The following is a 15,670-nucleotide window of genomic DNA, read 5'->3' on the forward strand; positions in this document are numbered from 1 at the left end:
ATTTATTTAAAAATAGTTATTTTACAGAAATTATTTCATCGCCATCATCAAAAAACCTGTAAATCCGGCATTATCTGCACCGATCAAAGGAGAGACGTGTGATTTCATCTCTTTAAGTATCTGTGTATAGCGCATATAAAATTCATAACTCGGTTTAGGCTTATATTCTAAACCGTTTATCTCGAAAAATTTGATGATATCTTTCGTCGTAGTCGGTTTGATAAAAAACGCTTTATCTCTCGCGTAGTAATACGGGATAAGAGTCACAATCGACCATTTCGCGAGTTTATACGTCGACAAAACATCGACGAGGATTCCAAAACCTTTCTCTTTATTAGCATGCAAAAGTTCATACAATCCGATGGCAAGCATATCCTGCTGTTCCATACTCATCTGCTTGACCATATCTCTAACTTTCGGTTTTTCAAAAAGTGAGATCAAAGAGGATTTGGAGACGATCTTGGCGAAACTCTCCCCTATCTCTTCAGTACGTGAAAAACGCTCCGGTGCGAACATCTCTCTTACACTTTCACCTATCTTTGCCGTATTGTGCCGTTTTATGATCGGCAGAAGCGCTTCGTCTTCGAATCCTTTGGGGTAAAAGAGAAAAAAATTAGCTTCGGCTTCTGTCAGTTTTTTTAGATTCATATTGGCTCCAAAAATAGTCTTCTCTCAAATAAACATGCATCCGCTAGAGCATAATGATCAGGAAGCCCTTCGATAGAATCCAGCTTGAAATACCCTAGATATTCGAACCCGCATTTTTTATAATGCTCGATCAATCCTCTGTTCTCACCGATAGTATCCATCCGAATGTAGCTTTTATCATTTTCTCGCGTGTATTGTTCCGCCCACTCGATGATTCGGGCTACGAAATTGTTCCCTCTAAAATCGGGGTTGGTCGCGATACGATGAATATAGACAGCGGGATCACGATCCTGTTCTCCCCATATCTGCGGATCGTTAAACGTTGTCGCCCAGATACACGCTATACGTCCATCAATCACCATCTTCCATTGACGATTCTCACGTATCTCTGTCTCGATCAGTTCCCGTTTGAACTCCTGCCAATGGACGAAAAACTTGGACTTTTGGAAATTAGTCGCTATTTTATAGAGTCTGAAGATCTCATCGATGTCGTCGATAGTGCTGTTTTGGATAGTCATATTGAATTTCCAATATCCGGAAAATGCCCGACCATTTCATTGTAATTTTTACAGGTTGTCAACGCTTCTATCACCACAGGAAGCGGCAAGGAATACCGATTTGGTAAATCGTATTCATTTTTACACAACTCAAATGCCAGTTTTTCATACGGCGGGTTAAACTGGGCATCTATCCCCTCTTTGTTCCCGCGTGCATCGACTCGATACCAGCCGAACTCTTTGAGATACACAGAGTTCAATCCGTGTAGGCAATAAATGCCATCGACGTATTCCGAACAGCTCAACCGTTGATAGCACAATGCCGTTGGGATACCGTTGGCGCGGAGTAACGCAGCTAGCAGATGACTTTTGGCATAGCACCATCCTTGGGCTTGTTCGAGTACTTCACTGGCGCGCAGTGTCGTGATCCCCTCACCTGCATCACCCGTAATTGCGTCACGGACGAACTCAAAACATCGCTTTGCAATCTCTGTATCGGTACTGCACCCCTGTGCTAATTCACGTGCTATTTCGGCTACTTTTGGATGTGTAAAATCGATAATGTCAGTGGATGCTAAATACTCTTCCATTTCACAAAACCCTCTTTAACTTTCGTCCGCCGGAGATTTCAAACCCTTCACGTTCATAAAACGATAAAGTCGAATCGAACTGAGGTAATGGAGGAGTTGTTACTTCAAGCCGTTTCCAGCCTCTCTGATCACCGAATTCTTTTAGTGCTTGAATCAACATTTTTCCGATACCTTGAGACCGAGAGGATGGTTTGACATACAACTCCGCCATCGTTCCAAATGCCCCCTCAGCATACAAGGCATACCCTTCGTAGCTACTCACCAAACCTATAATCTGATTCGATACTCCATCTATCGCAATAAAGACAAAATTCTTTTCAGAGTCTATAAAATCTCTCAGACGCTCTTTGGTCTCTTCGAGATCAAAATGAAACACGTCCATACCGATTCGATCCATAATCTCTTGTAAAAGTTCACCGACCAAGATGGCAATCTCATCTGCTTGATTATGCTTTGCTCTATCGATTGTGATCGTATTCATAAACCGTTCCCTTTCTCAATTAATCCCATCTCTAAAACACGTTCACGATTTTTAAAAATTGCCATAGCCGTCGTCATCTTGTCAAATCCAAGTTTAGAGTAAAATGGCTCTTTCCCCATACTCGAAAAAAGAAGTATTTTATTATAACCCGTTGAGAACTCCAATAATTTACGGACGATTTGCTTGCCGATTCCGCATCGTTGATACTCAGGATGAACGGCAACATCGCACAGATACGATACGTCTACCCCATCGGCGATGGCACGTCCAACACCGATAAGTATGGTTCCATCATACACGAAACATTTATACATACTGTTGCTAAAAGCGATTTTCAAATCATCGGGATTTTTATTTCCCAATGGAGCAATCTTATATAAATGTGCAAGTTCATTCCAGTCTATTGATATGTCATCAAATATCCAATGTGGTTTGAAATCTTTATTCATTATACATCCGCATGAAATTTCTTTTCTGAGTTGAGTTAAAGTTAAAATAAAGGAGTCAGGTGATACCTATAACCTTTAACTCCCATCTCCCCCTACAGCTTTTCATATCAGGAACATTTTTGAGTATTGGAGTTTTGGAGCAAGAACAGAGTATTTAAGCTCTATACATCGGTTCACGCTTCCAAACGTTATTTAGCTGTTGTATCGCATCATCGTTCATTTTTACAACATCGACTTTTATAGAGTCTTTTGTTTTGCCGCTTCTCATACTATCTAGCGTCCCCAAAATATCCGTTTTACTTGCCAACGCTTTTGTCTGTGTACTTGAAGCGCCGTTTGTCAATGCGTTTGAAAACATTTTTTCGTATATGCCCAGCAGATTTGTTTTTTCATCGGTATTTGTTCCGGTATAGCCATTATATGCGTTATCATTCAGGCTTTTTGCCAACGTTGAATAGCTAACTTTCATCATTTCAGCATCCGAAGAACCGATGATACCGCTGTCGTACAGCTCATTCGCTAACGCCGACATATCGTTTGCACTCATATTTTGCGGATCGTATGTCGCTGAGAGTTCTTTTAGTTTTTGGTAGCTTGAGCTTGGCTTCAAAGATTCGCTTGTTGCATCAAATTGATAATAACTGTATGCGGTATGCTCCACGCCATCAGTCGGGCTTTTAACCTTAACCGTCTGCGGAGCTTGATAAGTCGAATAAACGGCAGTTGCATTGACGTTCATTTAAACCCCTTTATAGTTTTTTTTTAAACAAGCAAAAATTATTCCTGAGGAAAAGATCTCAACGCTAAATCCATATGTAAACTCTCCACTTTCACCGCTTTAACTCTCAACCTGACATAATCAACATGCCAACCGTCGTTTTCATCATACAATGCGGGTTTCACTATTGCTCTAACTTCCTCTTTAAACACACTAAACTCTTCGCGACTCAAATGAGCCGTTACACCGTTCGCGAACAAATCAAGCCAGTTGGCGATATCATCCACAGGGGTCGGTCGAGGGATTAATTCCATGTATTCGACTCTAAACCCGTACGACTCCAAAAGGGTACGATACTCTTCTATACTCGGAAAGTACCACGGATCGTCAAACGCTCCAAATTCAGAGTGATTTTTAAACACCTCTTTCATCGCATCGACGGCTGTTTTACAATTACTTTCCCCTCCAAACTCTGCGACAAATCTCCCATTAGGCTTCAATGCTTTATAAATGTTTCTAACGGCGGTTTCACTCTCTTTTACCCAGTGAAGCACGGCATTAGAAAAGACCGCATCAAATCGGTTTTTAAACTCCAACTCTGTCGCGCTCATTAGCGTTGCATCAATCCCTTTTGCACGTGCATTTTTTACCATCTCGTGACTTAAATCGACTCCCGTTACTTTCGCACCGCTCTTTTGGATTTCAAGTGCCAATGTTCCCTCACCACATCCCAAATCCAATATTTCTTCCCCTTCTATCGGAGCGAGTAAGTCAACGACGGGTAATGCCAAGTTTGATACGAATGACGCATGTTTGTTGTACTCCTGCGCATTCCAACTGTTTTCATTCCGCTTCATCATCCCCTCATAAATTCCAAGTACCTCGTCAGCTCTAATCTCACCGCCTCTTTCTTCTGATACCCGCTTGACTTCATCCGCAATCACCGACTGCATCTCGATGGGTACGTCGATACCGTATATCTCTTTTAACACATACGCCACTCCCCCTTTTCCCGATTGGGAATTGATACGGATCGAGTCTTTGTATTCTCTGCCGATGTCGCGCGGATCGATCGCCAAATACGGTACTTCCCAGATAGAACTGTTTTGCTCTCTATGATGCTCCATCCCTTTTTTGATCGCGTCTTGGTGGGTACCCGAAAACGCCGTGTAAATCATTGACCCTACATAGGGATGACGCTCAGCGACGCTCATCCCTGTGATGCTCGTGATACGGCTCAATATCTCATCCACTTTGTCTACCCTCAAACACGGATCGATCCCCTGCGAAAAATAGTTGAACGCCAACGTAATCAAATCGACATTCCCTGCCCTCTCACCATTTCCAAGAATCGTCCCCTCCACTCTCTGAGCGCCTGCCAAGACCGCCAACTCCGCACTCGCAATAGCACATCCTCGGTCATTGTGAGGATGGACACTAATGATGACGCTCTCACGATTTTTTATATGTTTTGACATCCACTCGATACGATCGGCATAGATATTCGGCGAACACGCTTCCAACGTATTGGGTAAGTTCAAGATCATCGGATGCTCCCGCATCGGTTCCCACGCGCTAATCACTGCATTGGAAATATCACGGGCGAAATCCAACTCGGTTTGCGAAAAGCTCTCCGGCGAATACTCAAAAACTACTTCCCCGCCAAAGCTCTGTGCTTCACGTTTGATACATGCTACCCCCTGCAATGCCAACTCAATGATCTGCTCACGGCTTCGGCGAAACACGACACTGCGCTGATTAGATGCGGTCGGATTGTACAAATGCATATTGATCCGCTTCGCACCGTGCAATGCCTCGAAACTGCGGATGATATGTCGCTCTATAGAGGGGACAAGCACTCCGATGGTAACATCCTCTGGGATTAATCCCTCTTCAATCAATTGACGGCAAAAATCAAACTCCGTCTGTGACGCACTGGGATAGGCGACCTCGATCTCTTTGAACCCGAACTCGACCAACGCTTTGAAATAGGCTATCTTTTGATCAATCACCATCGGGTTGGCTAACGCTTGATTGCCGTCACGTAAATCGGTACTGACCCATCGCGGGGCAACTGTGGCAGATTTATCCGCCCACTCTCGTTTATCCAATTTTACCGTTGGATACGGTGTATATTTTGTATGCGTATGCATAGAGATATCCTCATATAGTTAACAATGAAAAAATGCTGACATACGGACGCATTGCGCCCGATGCGGCAAAACTAAAAATGTAAAAAAGAAACGGAAAAAAAGAAAATTACAGCAGGTTCAGCAGGAGGAGAGAGAAGCTCGCGATACGGTTAGGCGTAATGGGTTGTGAAATAGGCATAGTATGACTTTTCATGGTCTCTCCTTTGAATGTATTGTCGAAATTGTAACGGATAAAATGATTTTAAGCAATATGATTCATCAAGAAACTCTATATGGTATTTTCGTAATAGACGCGAATGGTCATAAAATTCCCTATGGATTTAAGAATGTATAATTATTAAATTATAACCATCCATTCCTCCCATTTCCCAGTATTTTGAATATAAATTAGCGGAATAACTTCAAAAGTCTCAAATGTAGAGTGTAGTTTTTACAACTAAGGATTAATCATATTTCCATTTTACAATATTTACTTTTGCAACACATTTGCGACACTAAAGCGAAACAATAGTGTATACCATCGGTTTGGAGGCAAATAATGGCTCTCTCATACTCATACTTACATACGCTTAGAAGTATTATCGCTTCGACTATCAATGAGACGGGTATTGTCCTCATTGATTCTACTCCCACCCTTTATCGCTACTCGACACAAGGGGAATATTTAAAACACGCCAATATGAAAGGGTTTCAATCGTATCCCAATCGTTACGGCAGTTCAGTGGCCATGACCAATGATGGCAAATACGGATTGGTATGTGACAATGCAAATGAACGAGTCCTCTTTTTATCGCTTGAACCGGTACGACTGTTGTCGATGATTCCCATCACTAAGCCCGATGTCGTCCTTTTCAGCGATGACAATAGTTTTTTTGTCCTCGGAAGCAATTCCGGCAGACTGGATGTCTACAAAACACTCAATTGCGAGCATATATGCGAGCTTCATCTCTCAGATTCTATCGTTTGTGCGGCATTTTCAAAAAATGGATCAAAAGTTGCTATTTCAACGATGGATAAAAAAATTCATTTGCTACGGATGGATACGTGTAAAGTTGTTCATATATTCCGTATTGATGATGTCGCCGAAGCGGTTACTTTTTCGGCGGACAACAATAAAATATTAGCTTTTACCCGTGAGGGGACGACACACGTACTGAATGTCTTACTCAAACAGAAGTTTTTAGGAGATCCGTCACTGGAATGGCCGACACATATCGCGTCGGGCTTTAATGATAATGTTATTTTGTTGGCTACACGGAGCAATCAGCTTGTGATATACAATAACTCTGACGGAGTCAAATTGGGCTGTGTCAATTTTGATTATTGGGGGATTACATCTCTGAGCGTTTCGTCTGAGAAGATTTTTGTCGGTTTTTCAGACGGAAACGGCGTTATTATCGATCTGCATGACATACTTCAAGAAGCATACAGCGCTGTTGAAACAGGCAATATCAATAAACTCTCTCTCCTCGCATCGGAATCCCCTTTGATTTTTGTAAATCAAGATTTGTGTACAAAACTAGAGAAACACTATGATGCGATCTTTAAATTCAACCCTTCCAACCCGGATGAGCGAAAAGGTCATGAAGCAATGGTTTCGCTCATTATCGCCGATGGCACGTTACGCAAAGAGTTAATGCAGTCTCTTTATGCTTCCGAAGAGATTGTCCCGTTTATGGAGAAAATTTCGCTCGGTAATGCGCAGGGAGCTTGCGTATCGGTGTATAAAGCACCACAATTGCGCCAATTGCGAGAGTTTCATGAAGTTCGTTCCAGCTGTTTAAAAGAGCTGATGCATGAGATAAAACTTTTGGAAATTGATCCGATAAAATTTAACGAATACATCGAATCGGCTCCGGGCGGATGCACCAAATGCGTTCACAGCATCATTCCAAGGCCGGAAGTTTTGGAAGAGAATTATAAAAAACTCGTTTCCAGCGCTTCATCAAAAAATTATGCGGCTTTGATGGAAATAGGCGAACAACATGAAATGCTCCGTCAAACCAAAGTGTATCGCCGCCTCATGAGCTATGGGGAGGCTCTGATCGACAAAACATTGGTACTTATTGCTGCTGGGAAAATGGATCAAGCCGATGAGTACGCTTCCAAGCTAACGAGAATCAAACCTTTTGCATTGACCGGGAATGATTTTAAAAATCAGATTAAAGCCTTTGATGCGTTCGATACTGCCTCCAAAAGCAATAATCTAGTCAAACTTTTTACTTTGGCCTCCGAATATCCAGCGCTTCGTACTACCCAAATCTTTAAAGATCAAATTGATCTATACAAAAAAAACATTATGACGCCTGCAACTGTTTATGCCAAAAAAGGGGAAGTTTTTAGAGTCTCAGCCTTGATCGCACCTTATGCAGCGATTGATTATTTCGAAGAAAAAAATATTGCGTTGCTTAAAAAAGCGCTGATACATGAAATAGAACTGTATGCTCCTTATGGCGAGGAACAATCACTTTTAAATGCTTACCACGGCTATTTCGGCTGGGACAATGAGTATGCACAGGTATGTTTGGTTCTGAAGTTTCCTCCGAATCTTACGAAAAAACTTGATGAAATATCCCCTGAATGTAAAAATCTCTCTACCTTGATACCCGGAGAAAAAGTATTACGAACTCGCCAAGCGGAGTTATCCAAATAAATTAAATTAACTTATTTATAGAACTTTAGTATTTGCAACATATTTGCGACACTAAAAAGAAATAATTGTGCAGGATCATTTTGAAATGATATGACTATTGCTACCGGAGCCGTTTAATAATGATTAATGACAAATCAGCATCTTTAGTTAAAAATCTTAAAGAAATCGCATACGATATGCGATTGCTTCTGGTCGAAGACGACACAACGCTACTGGTGCAAATGAAAACTTTTTTATCCCGTTTTTTTAATTCTATCGACACGGCTGAAAATGGTATCGAAGCACTCTTTCTCTACGGTGAAAAAAACTTCGATTTGGTTCTGACCGATTTGACGATGCCTCACATGGGGGGGATAGAACTTGCCGAAAATATACGTGAACTCAATAGTGAACAAAATATAATCATTATGTCGGGAGATTCGGAAAGCGACAAACTCATTACCCTGATCAATCTAGGTATTGACGGTTTTTTACTGAAGCCGGTTGATATGAACCGTGTCCTTACACAGCTGAATAAAAGTGCACAAGCCATTTACGATCATAAAATGTTTGATTATTTAAGCGCAACTCTTGAAGATACCAATCAAGAACTTCGCAAAAGCAATGCAGAGCTTCAGCTGGCACTGAGTGAGATCAAGCGACTGAGTCTTAAACAGCCTGAAAAGACAACTATCCAAGTGCAAAGTAGTGGAAGAGAACTTAACGACGATGAAAAAATGATGCTCTACACCCGCAGTGAAAAGATGAGTGCGGCAGAGTTTCACAGTGTTCACCCTTTTGAGTTGGATAAAACCAATGAAGATCTTGAAATACTCGAAGACAATTTCAACGTTTTGCTGGTCAATGCGGAACGAAATATCAATCATGAGACGTTATCGATATTGAGCCAAATTGTACATGCTTATGCAAAAGAGCTGGAAATGATTCCTCAATTCAGTGCCCTTTCGTATGGAATTCAGCAGTTGGCCTGTACATTCGACTCTGTTGAAGATGTCAGTAAAATCCCTGCCATTATGCCGATGCTCACCTCCTTGTTTGACAATCTGGAACAATGGAGGCGGGGGATTTTCTTTTATCGCAATGTCGAAGATATCCACTATATGGATAATTCACTCATCAGCGATGCACTGAGTTTACAGGGGATGTTAAGCAATCAGCATCATGCCTCTTCAGACTCGGATATCGAGCTTTTCTAATATTTCAGACAAGGACTTGGGCATGAAAAAATGGTTGCAAAAGATTTCCGTCACTAAAAAACTCGGATTTATGATGATTTTAACATCGATAGCGGTCGGGATTGGGACATTATTGGCTATCGGGGCGATGATGTCGCTTAACAAAGAGTTTGATACGTTTGAAGCCCAAAGTTATCAGGGGGTCAAAGCCGTTTTGGAAACGGAAAAAGAGCTTAATTATTTTAGCCGTATCACCCGTGAAATTATGCTGGGGGGAGATTTGGATGAAAATCTCGCCAAATTGGATGCAACACGGCAAAAAATCCTATCCCATTTCAAAGAGACCGAAGCCGCCTGCGTTGATTCTTCTCAAAAAATGCTTCAACAGCAAGCGCAAAAAGATGCTATGGTATTTATAACGGCGTCATCCGATTTGATGTATACCCTCAAAAGTCAAAATAAAAGTGCAACCGACCTCTATCCCTATTATCATCATAATTTTTCACCTATGGCCAAAGCATCACGCAAGTCGATGGAAAGATTAGTGGAATCAAAAACAAAAGAAGCTTCCACAATGCAGGAGACATTCAAACATCATATCGTTATCTGGAGTATCTTGGCCGGAATCGGCGGAGTGGTCATGATTACTGCTTTGGGGCTGGTTATGCTGATGATCGTATCGCAGATTAAAGACTCTTTGTCCAAAACGCAAAACGGATTAGTTTCATTTTTCCAATTTCTAGGGGGCGAACAAGAAAAAGCGGCCTTGATTCCCGATCTGGGCAATGATGAGTTTGGACGATTGGCCATAGAAATTAATCGAAATATCGAAATTCTTGAGAAAAAATTTGCCGAGCAGCGACAAAGCATTGTTGATTTTGCAGGTGTTTCCGACTTTATCGGTAAAGGACTTCTTTACAATCGGATTTCAACTCACTACAGTGATACGAATCTGAATGCTCTAGCCGATTCACTCAACAAAATGGTCGATGAAATCGAACGTACATTTGCGGATTTAATCGCCATTATGACTAAAATAGCCAACGGAGATTATTCAAAATCTGTTTCTGCTAAAAATGCACTTATCGGAGGATCTTTTGCGTCGATTATGAATGCGGCCAATTCGATGGCAACCAGCAACAGTGAAATATTTGCCGTGATTGCAAAATTTTCACGTGAATTTAACAGTGAAGCGACGGCATTAAGTTCTTCGGGAGATGAACTCAGTACCAGTGCCAATCAACAGGCATCGAGTTTGGAAGAGACGGCAGCGGCGATTGAAGAGCTTACCTCAAACGTTGCGGCCAATACCGCTAAAGCCGATGAAATGACACGGGTAGCTCAAGAAGCTAAAAATGCTGCCGAAAAAGGGAATAAGGTTGCCCATGAGAGTTTGAACGCTATGGGAGAAATTGTCAGCGCTACCGAAGCGATACATCATGCGGTTGAGATTATCGAGAATATCGCTTTTCAAACCAATATTCTCAGTCTCAATGCCGCCGTTGAAGCGGCAACGGCAGGAGATGCCGGAAAAGGGTTTGCCGTTGTTGCGCAAGAGGTACGAAATCTTGCCAATCGTAGCGCGGAAGCCGCCAAACAAATTCAGGAACTTGCTCGTACCGCACGTGATAAATCGCGCGGGGGGCTTGAAACCTCTCAAAATATGATGGACAGCTTTTCCCTGATTTCCCAAAAAATTGTTCATACCGATAATATGGTGCGCGACGTCGCCAATGCAAGCCGTGAACAAATGGCGGGAATCAATCAGATAAACGATGCGGTGAGTCAGCTCGATCAAATGACTCAGCAAAATGCCAAAACGGCCAGCAACGTTGCCGAGATCGCCGGCGAAATAGTCTCTAAAACCGAGCAGTTCGAGCTAATGCTTTCGCGTATTCGTTACGATAAAGAGTATGAAGCACGTACTTGCGATACGCAATTGTTGTTTGATACGGCAAAGCTGAAACTCGATCATATTACGTTTAAGGAGAACAACTACGGAAAAATCAAAGCTTCATCCGAGCCGTGGCGTGTGACAGGGCATCATGACTGTGCATTAGGCAAATGGATTGATGAACATAAACATATGCCCTATGCTTCAACACCGCAATGGCACTCAATGCTTTTGGAACATGAGCAGGTTCATAAAGGGGTTCAGTCACTGATCGATGCCGATGCGGCAAACGAGTCAAATGAAAGAATCTATGCGATAAGCGATCAGATCGAAAAAGCGACCTTAGGTGTTTTTGAAGGTTTAGATCACGTTAAATCAATCAATTGTTTACATTCACGGGAGAGATAAAATGAGCAAACTAAATGCAACTGCAGAAAAAATCGATCAAATCGATGCTGAAATGCAAGAGATCATGATTGAATTGGAAAGTTTAATTTCTGAAAAATATGAGAAAATGGATTGTGAACAAAAATCGGCAAATACCGCGGCATTTTTGGAATTTTTTGATCGTATAATGGGTCAAATTAATAAAAAATAATAGCGCTGATTTATGGGTGTTGCAACATATTTGCAACACTAAACCAATAGAATCCTCTTTATATTTTACCCTCTTATCATGAGGGTTAATTCATTAGAAAAGGATTCTACATGTCGTATAAAGTTCTTGCTCTTGGGCTTTTGTTTACCGCTTCCGTATTTGCTTCAAGTGCAGCATCTACAATCACTAAAGTCTCTTTTGAGGGGAATGTCAAAGTCCCGACCAAAAAATTACTGCAGGTTGCACAGCCCTACTTCGGATCACCGTTGGACATGCAGCACTCTGAAGCTATGGCAAAAGAGATAGAAGCTTACTATCATAGAAACAACTATATCCTTGCCTATGCCTCGGTAGATAAAATAGATAAAGCCGATCAAAATGTCGTTATCCGAATCGGTAAGTATGCTGATTTTGATGCTCAAGCTATCGGAGAGATGCAGCGACGTGAGATTAAACCTAACGCAATCAACAAAATCTTTTTTGACGGAAATGAAAAAATTTCGACACAACGCCTTATGAATCTCGTGCAACCTTCGTTGGGATTGGAAAAGAATCAAAAAAATCTGGACGATCTTGTTCAAAACGTTCAAAAATATTATCGCACTCATCGCTATGAACTAGCCTATGCGGAAGTTTCAAACGTTGATGTAAACGGAACAATATCGGTAAGTATCAAGAAATATCCAACTTTTAAAGCCCTCTATGCACGTGAAGGAAAAAAGTAAAATTTCCTCTCTGAGGAAGTTTTATCTCTCTAAAATGGAGTAATTACTTTTTTACACACAGAACTTCTTTATATCTCAAAAATATCACTTTTTTCCTTTTTTATTTGATTTTGCAACATACTTGCAACTCTAAACCATTACGATGCCTCACAACAAAAATATTAGATACATAGCAACACTAAAAGAGGTAAAAATTATGGCAGAAATCGAAATGGAGGCAAGCTCTCTAATCATCTCTGAAACCGATGCAAAGGGAGTTATCACATTTGCCAATGATGATTTTATCCGCTACAGCGGATACAGTTGGGAAGAACTTCTCGGTAAACCGCACAATATTCTACGACATCAAGACATGCCTAAAGTCGCTTTTGCCGATTTGTGGAAAACGATCAAAGAGGGAAAAACATGGAACGGTTTTGTAAAGAATAAAACCAAACGGGGAGATTTTTACTGGGTCTATGCCACCGTATCTCCTATCACTTTCGAAAATGGTGAAACCCGCTACCTCTCACTGCGTCGCAAACCTACTCGTACCGAAATAAATAAATATGACGCACTCTATAAAACAATGAAATAAGGATTTATATAAATGTTTGATATCAGAAAAAAAGATTATTTATTACTCAAAGAAGCTATTCAGAATTGTCGAGATTTTGTTTTTGAAGCTGTTAATGAAACTTCCATAGAAGAGAAGAGTTCGAGACCGTTGATCAACGATTTACTGAATGATCTCAATCATTTTGCCAATGATTATAAAACGGTACGTGATGCAAACTATATTCAAGCCGGAATGCTAGCACTGACAGTTTTCCGTGCTAAAACCGGAGAACTAACCAACGTCTCTATGGCGGAGTGTACCGTAAACGGAAGTACGGTACTTAAAGAGACGACTATTTTTTACAACGGACTGATGAGTCGTCTTAAAGAGTTATTTTGTGAAATTGAAGACGGATTTACCCGTATCAGTCATAACGATTTACGAATGCCGTTTAAATCTGACGGATGGGAAAAAGATATCAAAAAGCTCAATCTACATATCAATGAACTTCAAGATATCATTGCGGACCAATATTGTCAGCAACTTACCAATTCTCTCTCCCTCCGACACAATACATTTGATCTCAGTCACTATTCCGATGAACTCAGCAGTAGTTCGAATGAACAAGCATCAAGCCTAGAAGAGACCGCTGCCGCTATTGAAGAACTCACCGCAAATGTTTCCGCCAGTGCTGCAAAAGCACAAGAGATGACAGTAATCGCCCAAGAAGCAAAAATAGCGGCTGATCGCGGTAATAGCGTCGCACGTGAGAGTCTGAGTGCGATGAGTGAAATGGTTAGTGCAACCGAAGCGATCAATCAGGCGGTTGATATTATTGGCAATATCGCATTTCAAACCAATATCCTCTCTCTTAATGCCGCCGTTGAAGCAGCAACTGCCGGAGATGCAGGGAGAGGATTCGCTGTTGTCGCACAAGAGGTTCGCAATCTTGCCAATCGGAGTGCTGAAGCTGCCAAAAATATTCAAGAAGTTGCAAAAACTGCACGTGAAAAATCACATAGCGGGCTGGAAACGTCTAAAAACATGGTGGATAGTTTTATTGTGATAACCCAAAAAATTGCCCAAACGGATGATATCGTTCGTGATGTAGCCAATGCCAATCGTGAACAAATGGCAGGAATCAGCCAAATCAACGGGGCAGTAGGACAACTCGATCAATTGACACAGCAAAATGCAAAAACGGCTTCCAATGTCTCTTCCCTATCTACTATCGTGCAAAATTTATCGGATCAAATGTATAGTGAAATCAGTCAAAAAGAGTTTGCCGGAAAAGAGGAGATCCTTTCCTCCATGCACTAATAAGTGTGCCCTTGCACGCTCTTTTATCTGAAAACACGGATTATATTTTATGTACCCTCTTCCTATTTGTCTATTCTGCCACACAAATGCAACACTAAAGCGTCATTATTTCACTATACATATTTCTAAGGATAATGAATGAATATATTCATCTCAAAAGGCCCGGAACGCGTTCTCACCGAAAAAGCCTTTTTGGTTTCAGAAACGGATGAAAAAGGGATTATTATTTTTGCTAACGATGATTTCTGTGAAGCCGCAGGCTACCACGTCGATGATCTAATCGGAAAACCCCATAACATTGTCCGTCATAGCGATATGCCTCGCGCGGCATTTAAAGACTTGTGGGATACCGTCAAAACAGGAAAAATTTGGACAGGATTCGTCAAAAACAGCGTCAACGGCGGTCATCAGTTTTACTGGGTGTATGCTACCGTATATCCGGTTATGCGAGATGGAAAACGCCATTATATTTCATGCCGACGTCATGCTACAGACGATGAAATTGCAACCGCAACTGCACTTTATAAGACACTTTAAGGAAACTCTATGTTTGGAATAAAATCTACCGATGCCCAACTGCTCGAAGAAATCATGCACGAAGTTCTTGATGTGATAGAGGGCAAACGCAACCGCTACCGTTATGCAAACGCGAGTTTTTCAGATCGAAAAGTTCAGCATATTGCCGATATTGCCCATCTTCGTCTCCAGTCCATTGTTGAAGCGAAACAAAAAGATATGCTTGCGATGGGCGAGTTGATTTTGGCACTTGACCAAATGAAATCGGGATGGTTCAAGCCTACCCAAATCGAGGGGGACGGGACAGAGGTGAGCGTTATTGCCCACTCTTTTAACGCATTTACCCTTTTGTTGAGCAAACAGTTTGCTCAAATCGTCCAAACGCTCCATACCTATGCTTCGAATGATTTCACCTCAGAAATCGACAAAAATAATCAGCGCGGGGAAATGGCTTCTCTTATTGATGGCGTCAATAATCTCTCGCAAGAGATCACCGTTATGCTTACGGCGAACCTTCAAAACGGAATGAACCTCCAAAGCGAAGCATCGTTTCTGAAGCAGGCGATGGAATCTCTTTCCACAGCGAGCAACCAGCAGGCGGCAAGCTTGGAAGAGACAGCGGCGGCAATGGAAGAGATGACGAGTAATGTTCAACAGAATGCCCAAAAAGCAAACGATATGGCATCTATGGCGGCACAGACCGATGCCAGTGCCA

At 41.7% G+C, this 15,670-nt stretch carries 16 protein-coding genes; 9 read left to right on the plus strand and 7 right to left on the minus strand.

Going from position 1 to position 15,670, the window contains the following annotated elements; genetic code table 11:
- Positions 1-30 precede the first annotated feature (30 nt).
- From Q0C19_RS01755 to Q0C19_RS01785, 7 genes are all read right to left on the minus strand, one after another.
- Positions 31-648 carry a hypothetical protein gene (locus tag Q0C19_RS01755; protein WP_295052254.1) on the minus strand — a complete coding sequence of 206 codons (618 nt, stop codon included), beginning with the start codon at positions 646-648 and terminating at the stop codon, positions 31-33.
- Positions 645-1,166 (minus strand): GNAT family N-acetyltransferase, encoded by a 522-nt coding sequence (locus Q0C19_RS01760; protein WP_295052256.1) that lies wholly within the window; start codon positions 1,164-1,166, stop codon positions 645-647. Before Q0C19_RS01760 ends, Q0C19_RS01755 begins: the two co-directional genes overlap by 4 nt.
- Entirely contained in the window at positions 1,163-1,735 is a 573-nt protein-coding gene (locus tag Q0C19_RS01765) for a transglutaminase family protein (protein WP_295052258.1), read from the minus strand. Before Q0C19_RS01765 ends, Q0C19_RS01760 begins: the two co-directional genes overlap by 4 nt.
- A 1-nt stretch (position 1,736) precedes the next feature.
- Entirely contained in the window at positions 1,737-2,216 is a 480-nt protein-coding gene (locus tag Q0C19_RS01770) for a GNAT family N-acetyltransferase (RefSeq protein WP_295052260.1), read from the minus strand.
- The gene (locus Q0C19_RS01775) at positions 2,213-2,665 is read right to left on the minus strand and encodes a GNAT family N-acetyltransferase (RefSeq protein ID WP_295052262.1); all 453 of its coding nucleotides are present in this window, start codon (positions 2,663-2,665) and stop codon (positions 2,213-2,215) included. Before Q0C19_RS01775 ends, Q0C19_RS01770 begins: the two co-directional genes overlap by 4 nt.
- A 154-nt stretch (positions 2,666-2,819) precedes the next feature.
- Positions 2,820-3,404, minus strand: coding sequence for a hypothetical protein (locus Q0C19_RS01780; protein ID WP_295052264.1), 585 nt, complete (start codon positions 3,402-3,404; stop codon positions 2,820-2,822).
- A gap of 38 nt (positions 3,405-3,442) precedes the next feature.
- Positions 3,443-5,536, minus strand: a complete 2,094-nt coding sequence (locus Q0C19_RS01785) for a 2-isopropylmalate synthase (RefSeq protein WP_295052266.1) — start codon at positions 5,534-5,536, stop codon at positions 3,443-3,445.
- A 538-nt stretch (positions 5,537-6,074) separates the two neighbouring features.
- Here Q0C19_RS01785 and Q0C19_RS01790 point away from each other — a divergent pair.
- From Q0C19_RS01790 to Q0C19_RS01830, 9 genes are all read left to right on the plus strand, one after another.
- Entirely contained in the window at positions 6,075-8,189 is a 2,115-nt protein-coding gene (locus tag Q0C19_RS01790; RefSeq protein ID WP_295052267.1) for a WD40 repeat domain-containing protein, read from the plus strand.
- Positions 8,190-8,308: 119 nt separating this feature from the next.
- On the plus strand, positions 8,309-9,385 hold the full coding sequence (locus tag Q0C19_RS01795; protein ID WP_295052268.1) for a response regulator: 1,077 nt from the start codon (positions 8,309-8,311) through the stop codon (positions 9,383-9,385).
- Between the two features lie 22 nt (positions 9,386-9,407).
- Entirely contained in the window at positions 9,408-11,666 is a 2,259-nt protein-coding gene (locus tag Q0C19_RS01800) for a methyl-accepting chemotaxis protein (protein ID WP_295052270.1), read from the plus strand.
- A 1-nt stretch (position 11,667) separates the two neighbouring features.
- A complete protein-coding gene (locus Q0C19_RS01805; RefSeq protein ID WP_295052272.1) occupies positions 11,668-11,856 on the plus strand; it encodes a hypothetical protein in 189 nt (62 codons plus the stop codon).
- A 110-nt stretch (positions 11,857-11,966) separates the two neighbouring features.
- Positions 11,967-12,581: a POTRA domain-containing protein gene (locus Q0C19_RS01810; protein WP_295052274.1), complete on the plus strand. Its 615-nt coding sequence runs from the start codon at positions 11,967-11,969 to the stop codon at positions 12,579-12,581.
- A gap of 196 nt (positions 12,582-12,777) precedes the next feature.
- The gene (locus tag Q0C19_RS01815) at positions 12,778-13,158 is read left to right on the plus strand and encodes a PAS domain-containing protein (RefSeq protein ID WP_295052275.1); all 381 of its coding nucleotides are present in this window, start codon (positions 12,778-12,780) and stop codon (positions 13,156-13,158) included.
- A 12-nt stretch (positions 13,159-13,170) separates the two neighbouring features.
- Positions 13,171-14,439, plus strand: coding sequence for a methyl-accepting chemotaxis protein (locus tag Q0C19_RS01820; protein WP_295052276.1), 1,269 nt, complete (start codon positions 13,171-13,173; stop codon positions 14,437-14,439).
- A 138-nt stretch (positions 14,440-14,577) separates the two neighbouring features.
- Positions 14,578-14,976 (plus strand): PAS domain-containing protein, encoded by a 399-nt coding sequence (locus Q0C19_RS01825; protein WP_295052277.1) that lies wholly within the window; start codon positions 14,578-14,580, stop codon positions 14,974-14,976.
- Positions 14,977-14,985: 9 nt separating this feature from the next.
- A partial coding sequence (locus Q0C19_RS01830; protein WP_295052279.1) for a HAMP domain-containing protein occupies positions 14,986-15,670 on the plus strand: 685 nt, incomplete at its 3' end.

This window comes from Sulfuricurvum sp., from assembly GCF_023250475.1.
GTDB lineage: Bacteria > Campylobacterota > Campylobacteria > Campylobacterales > Sulfurimonadaceae > Sulfuricurvum.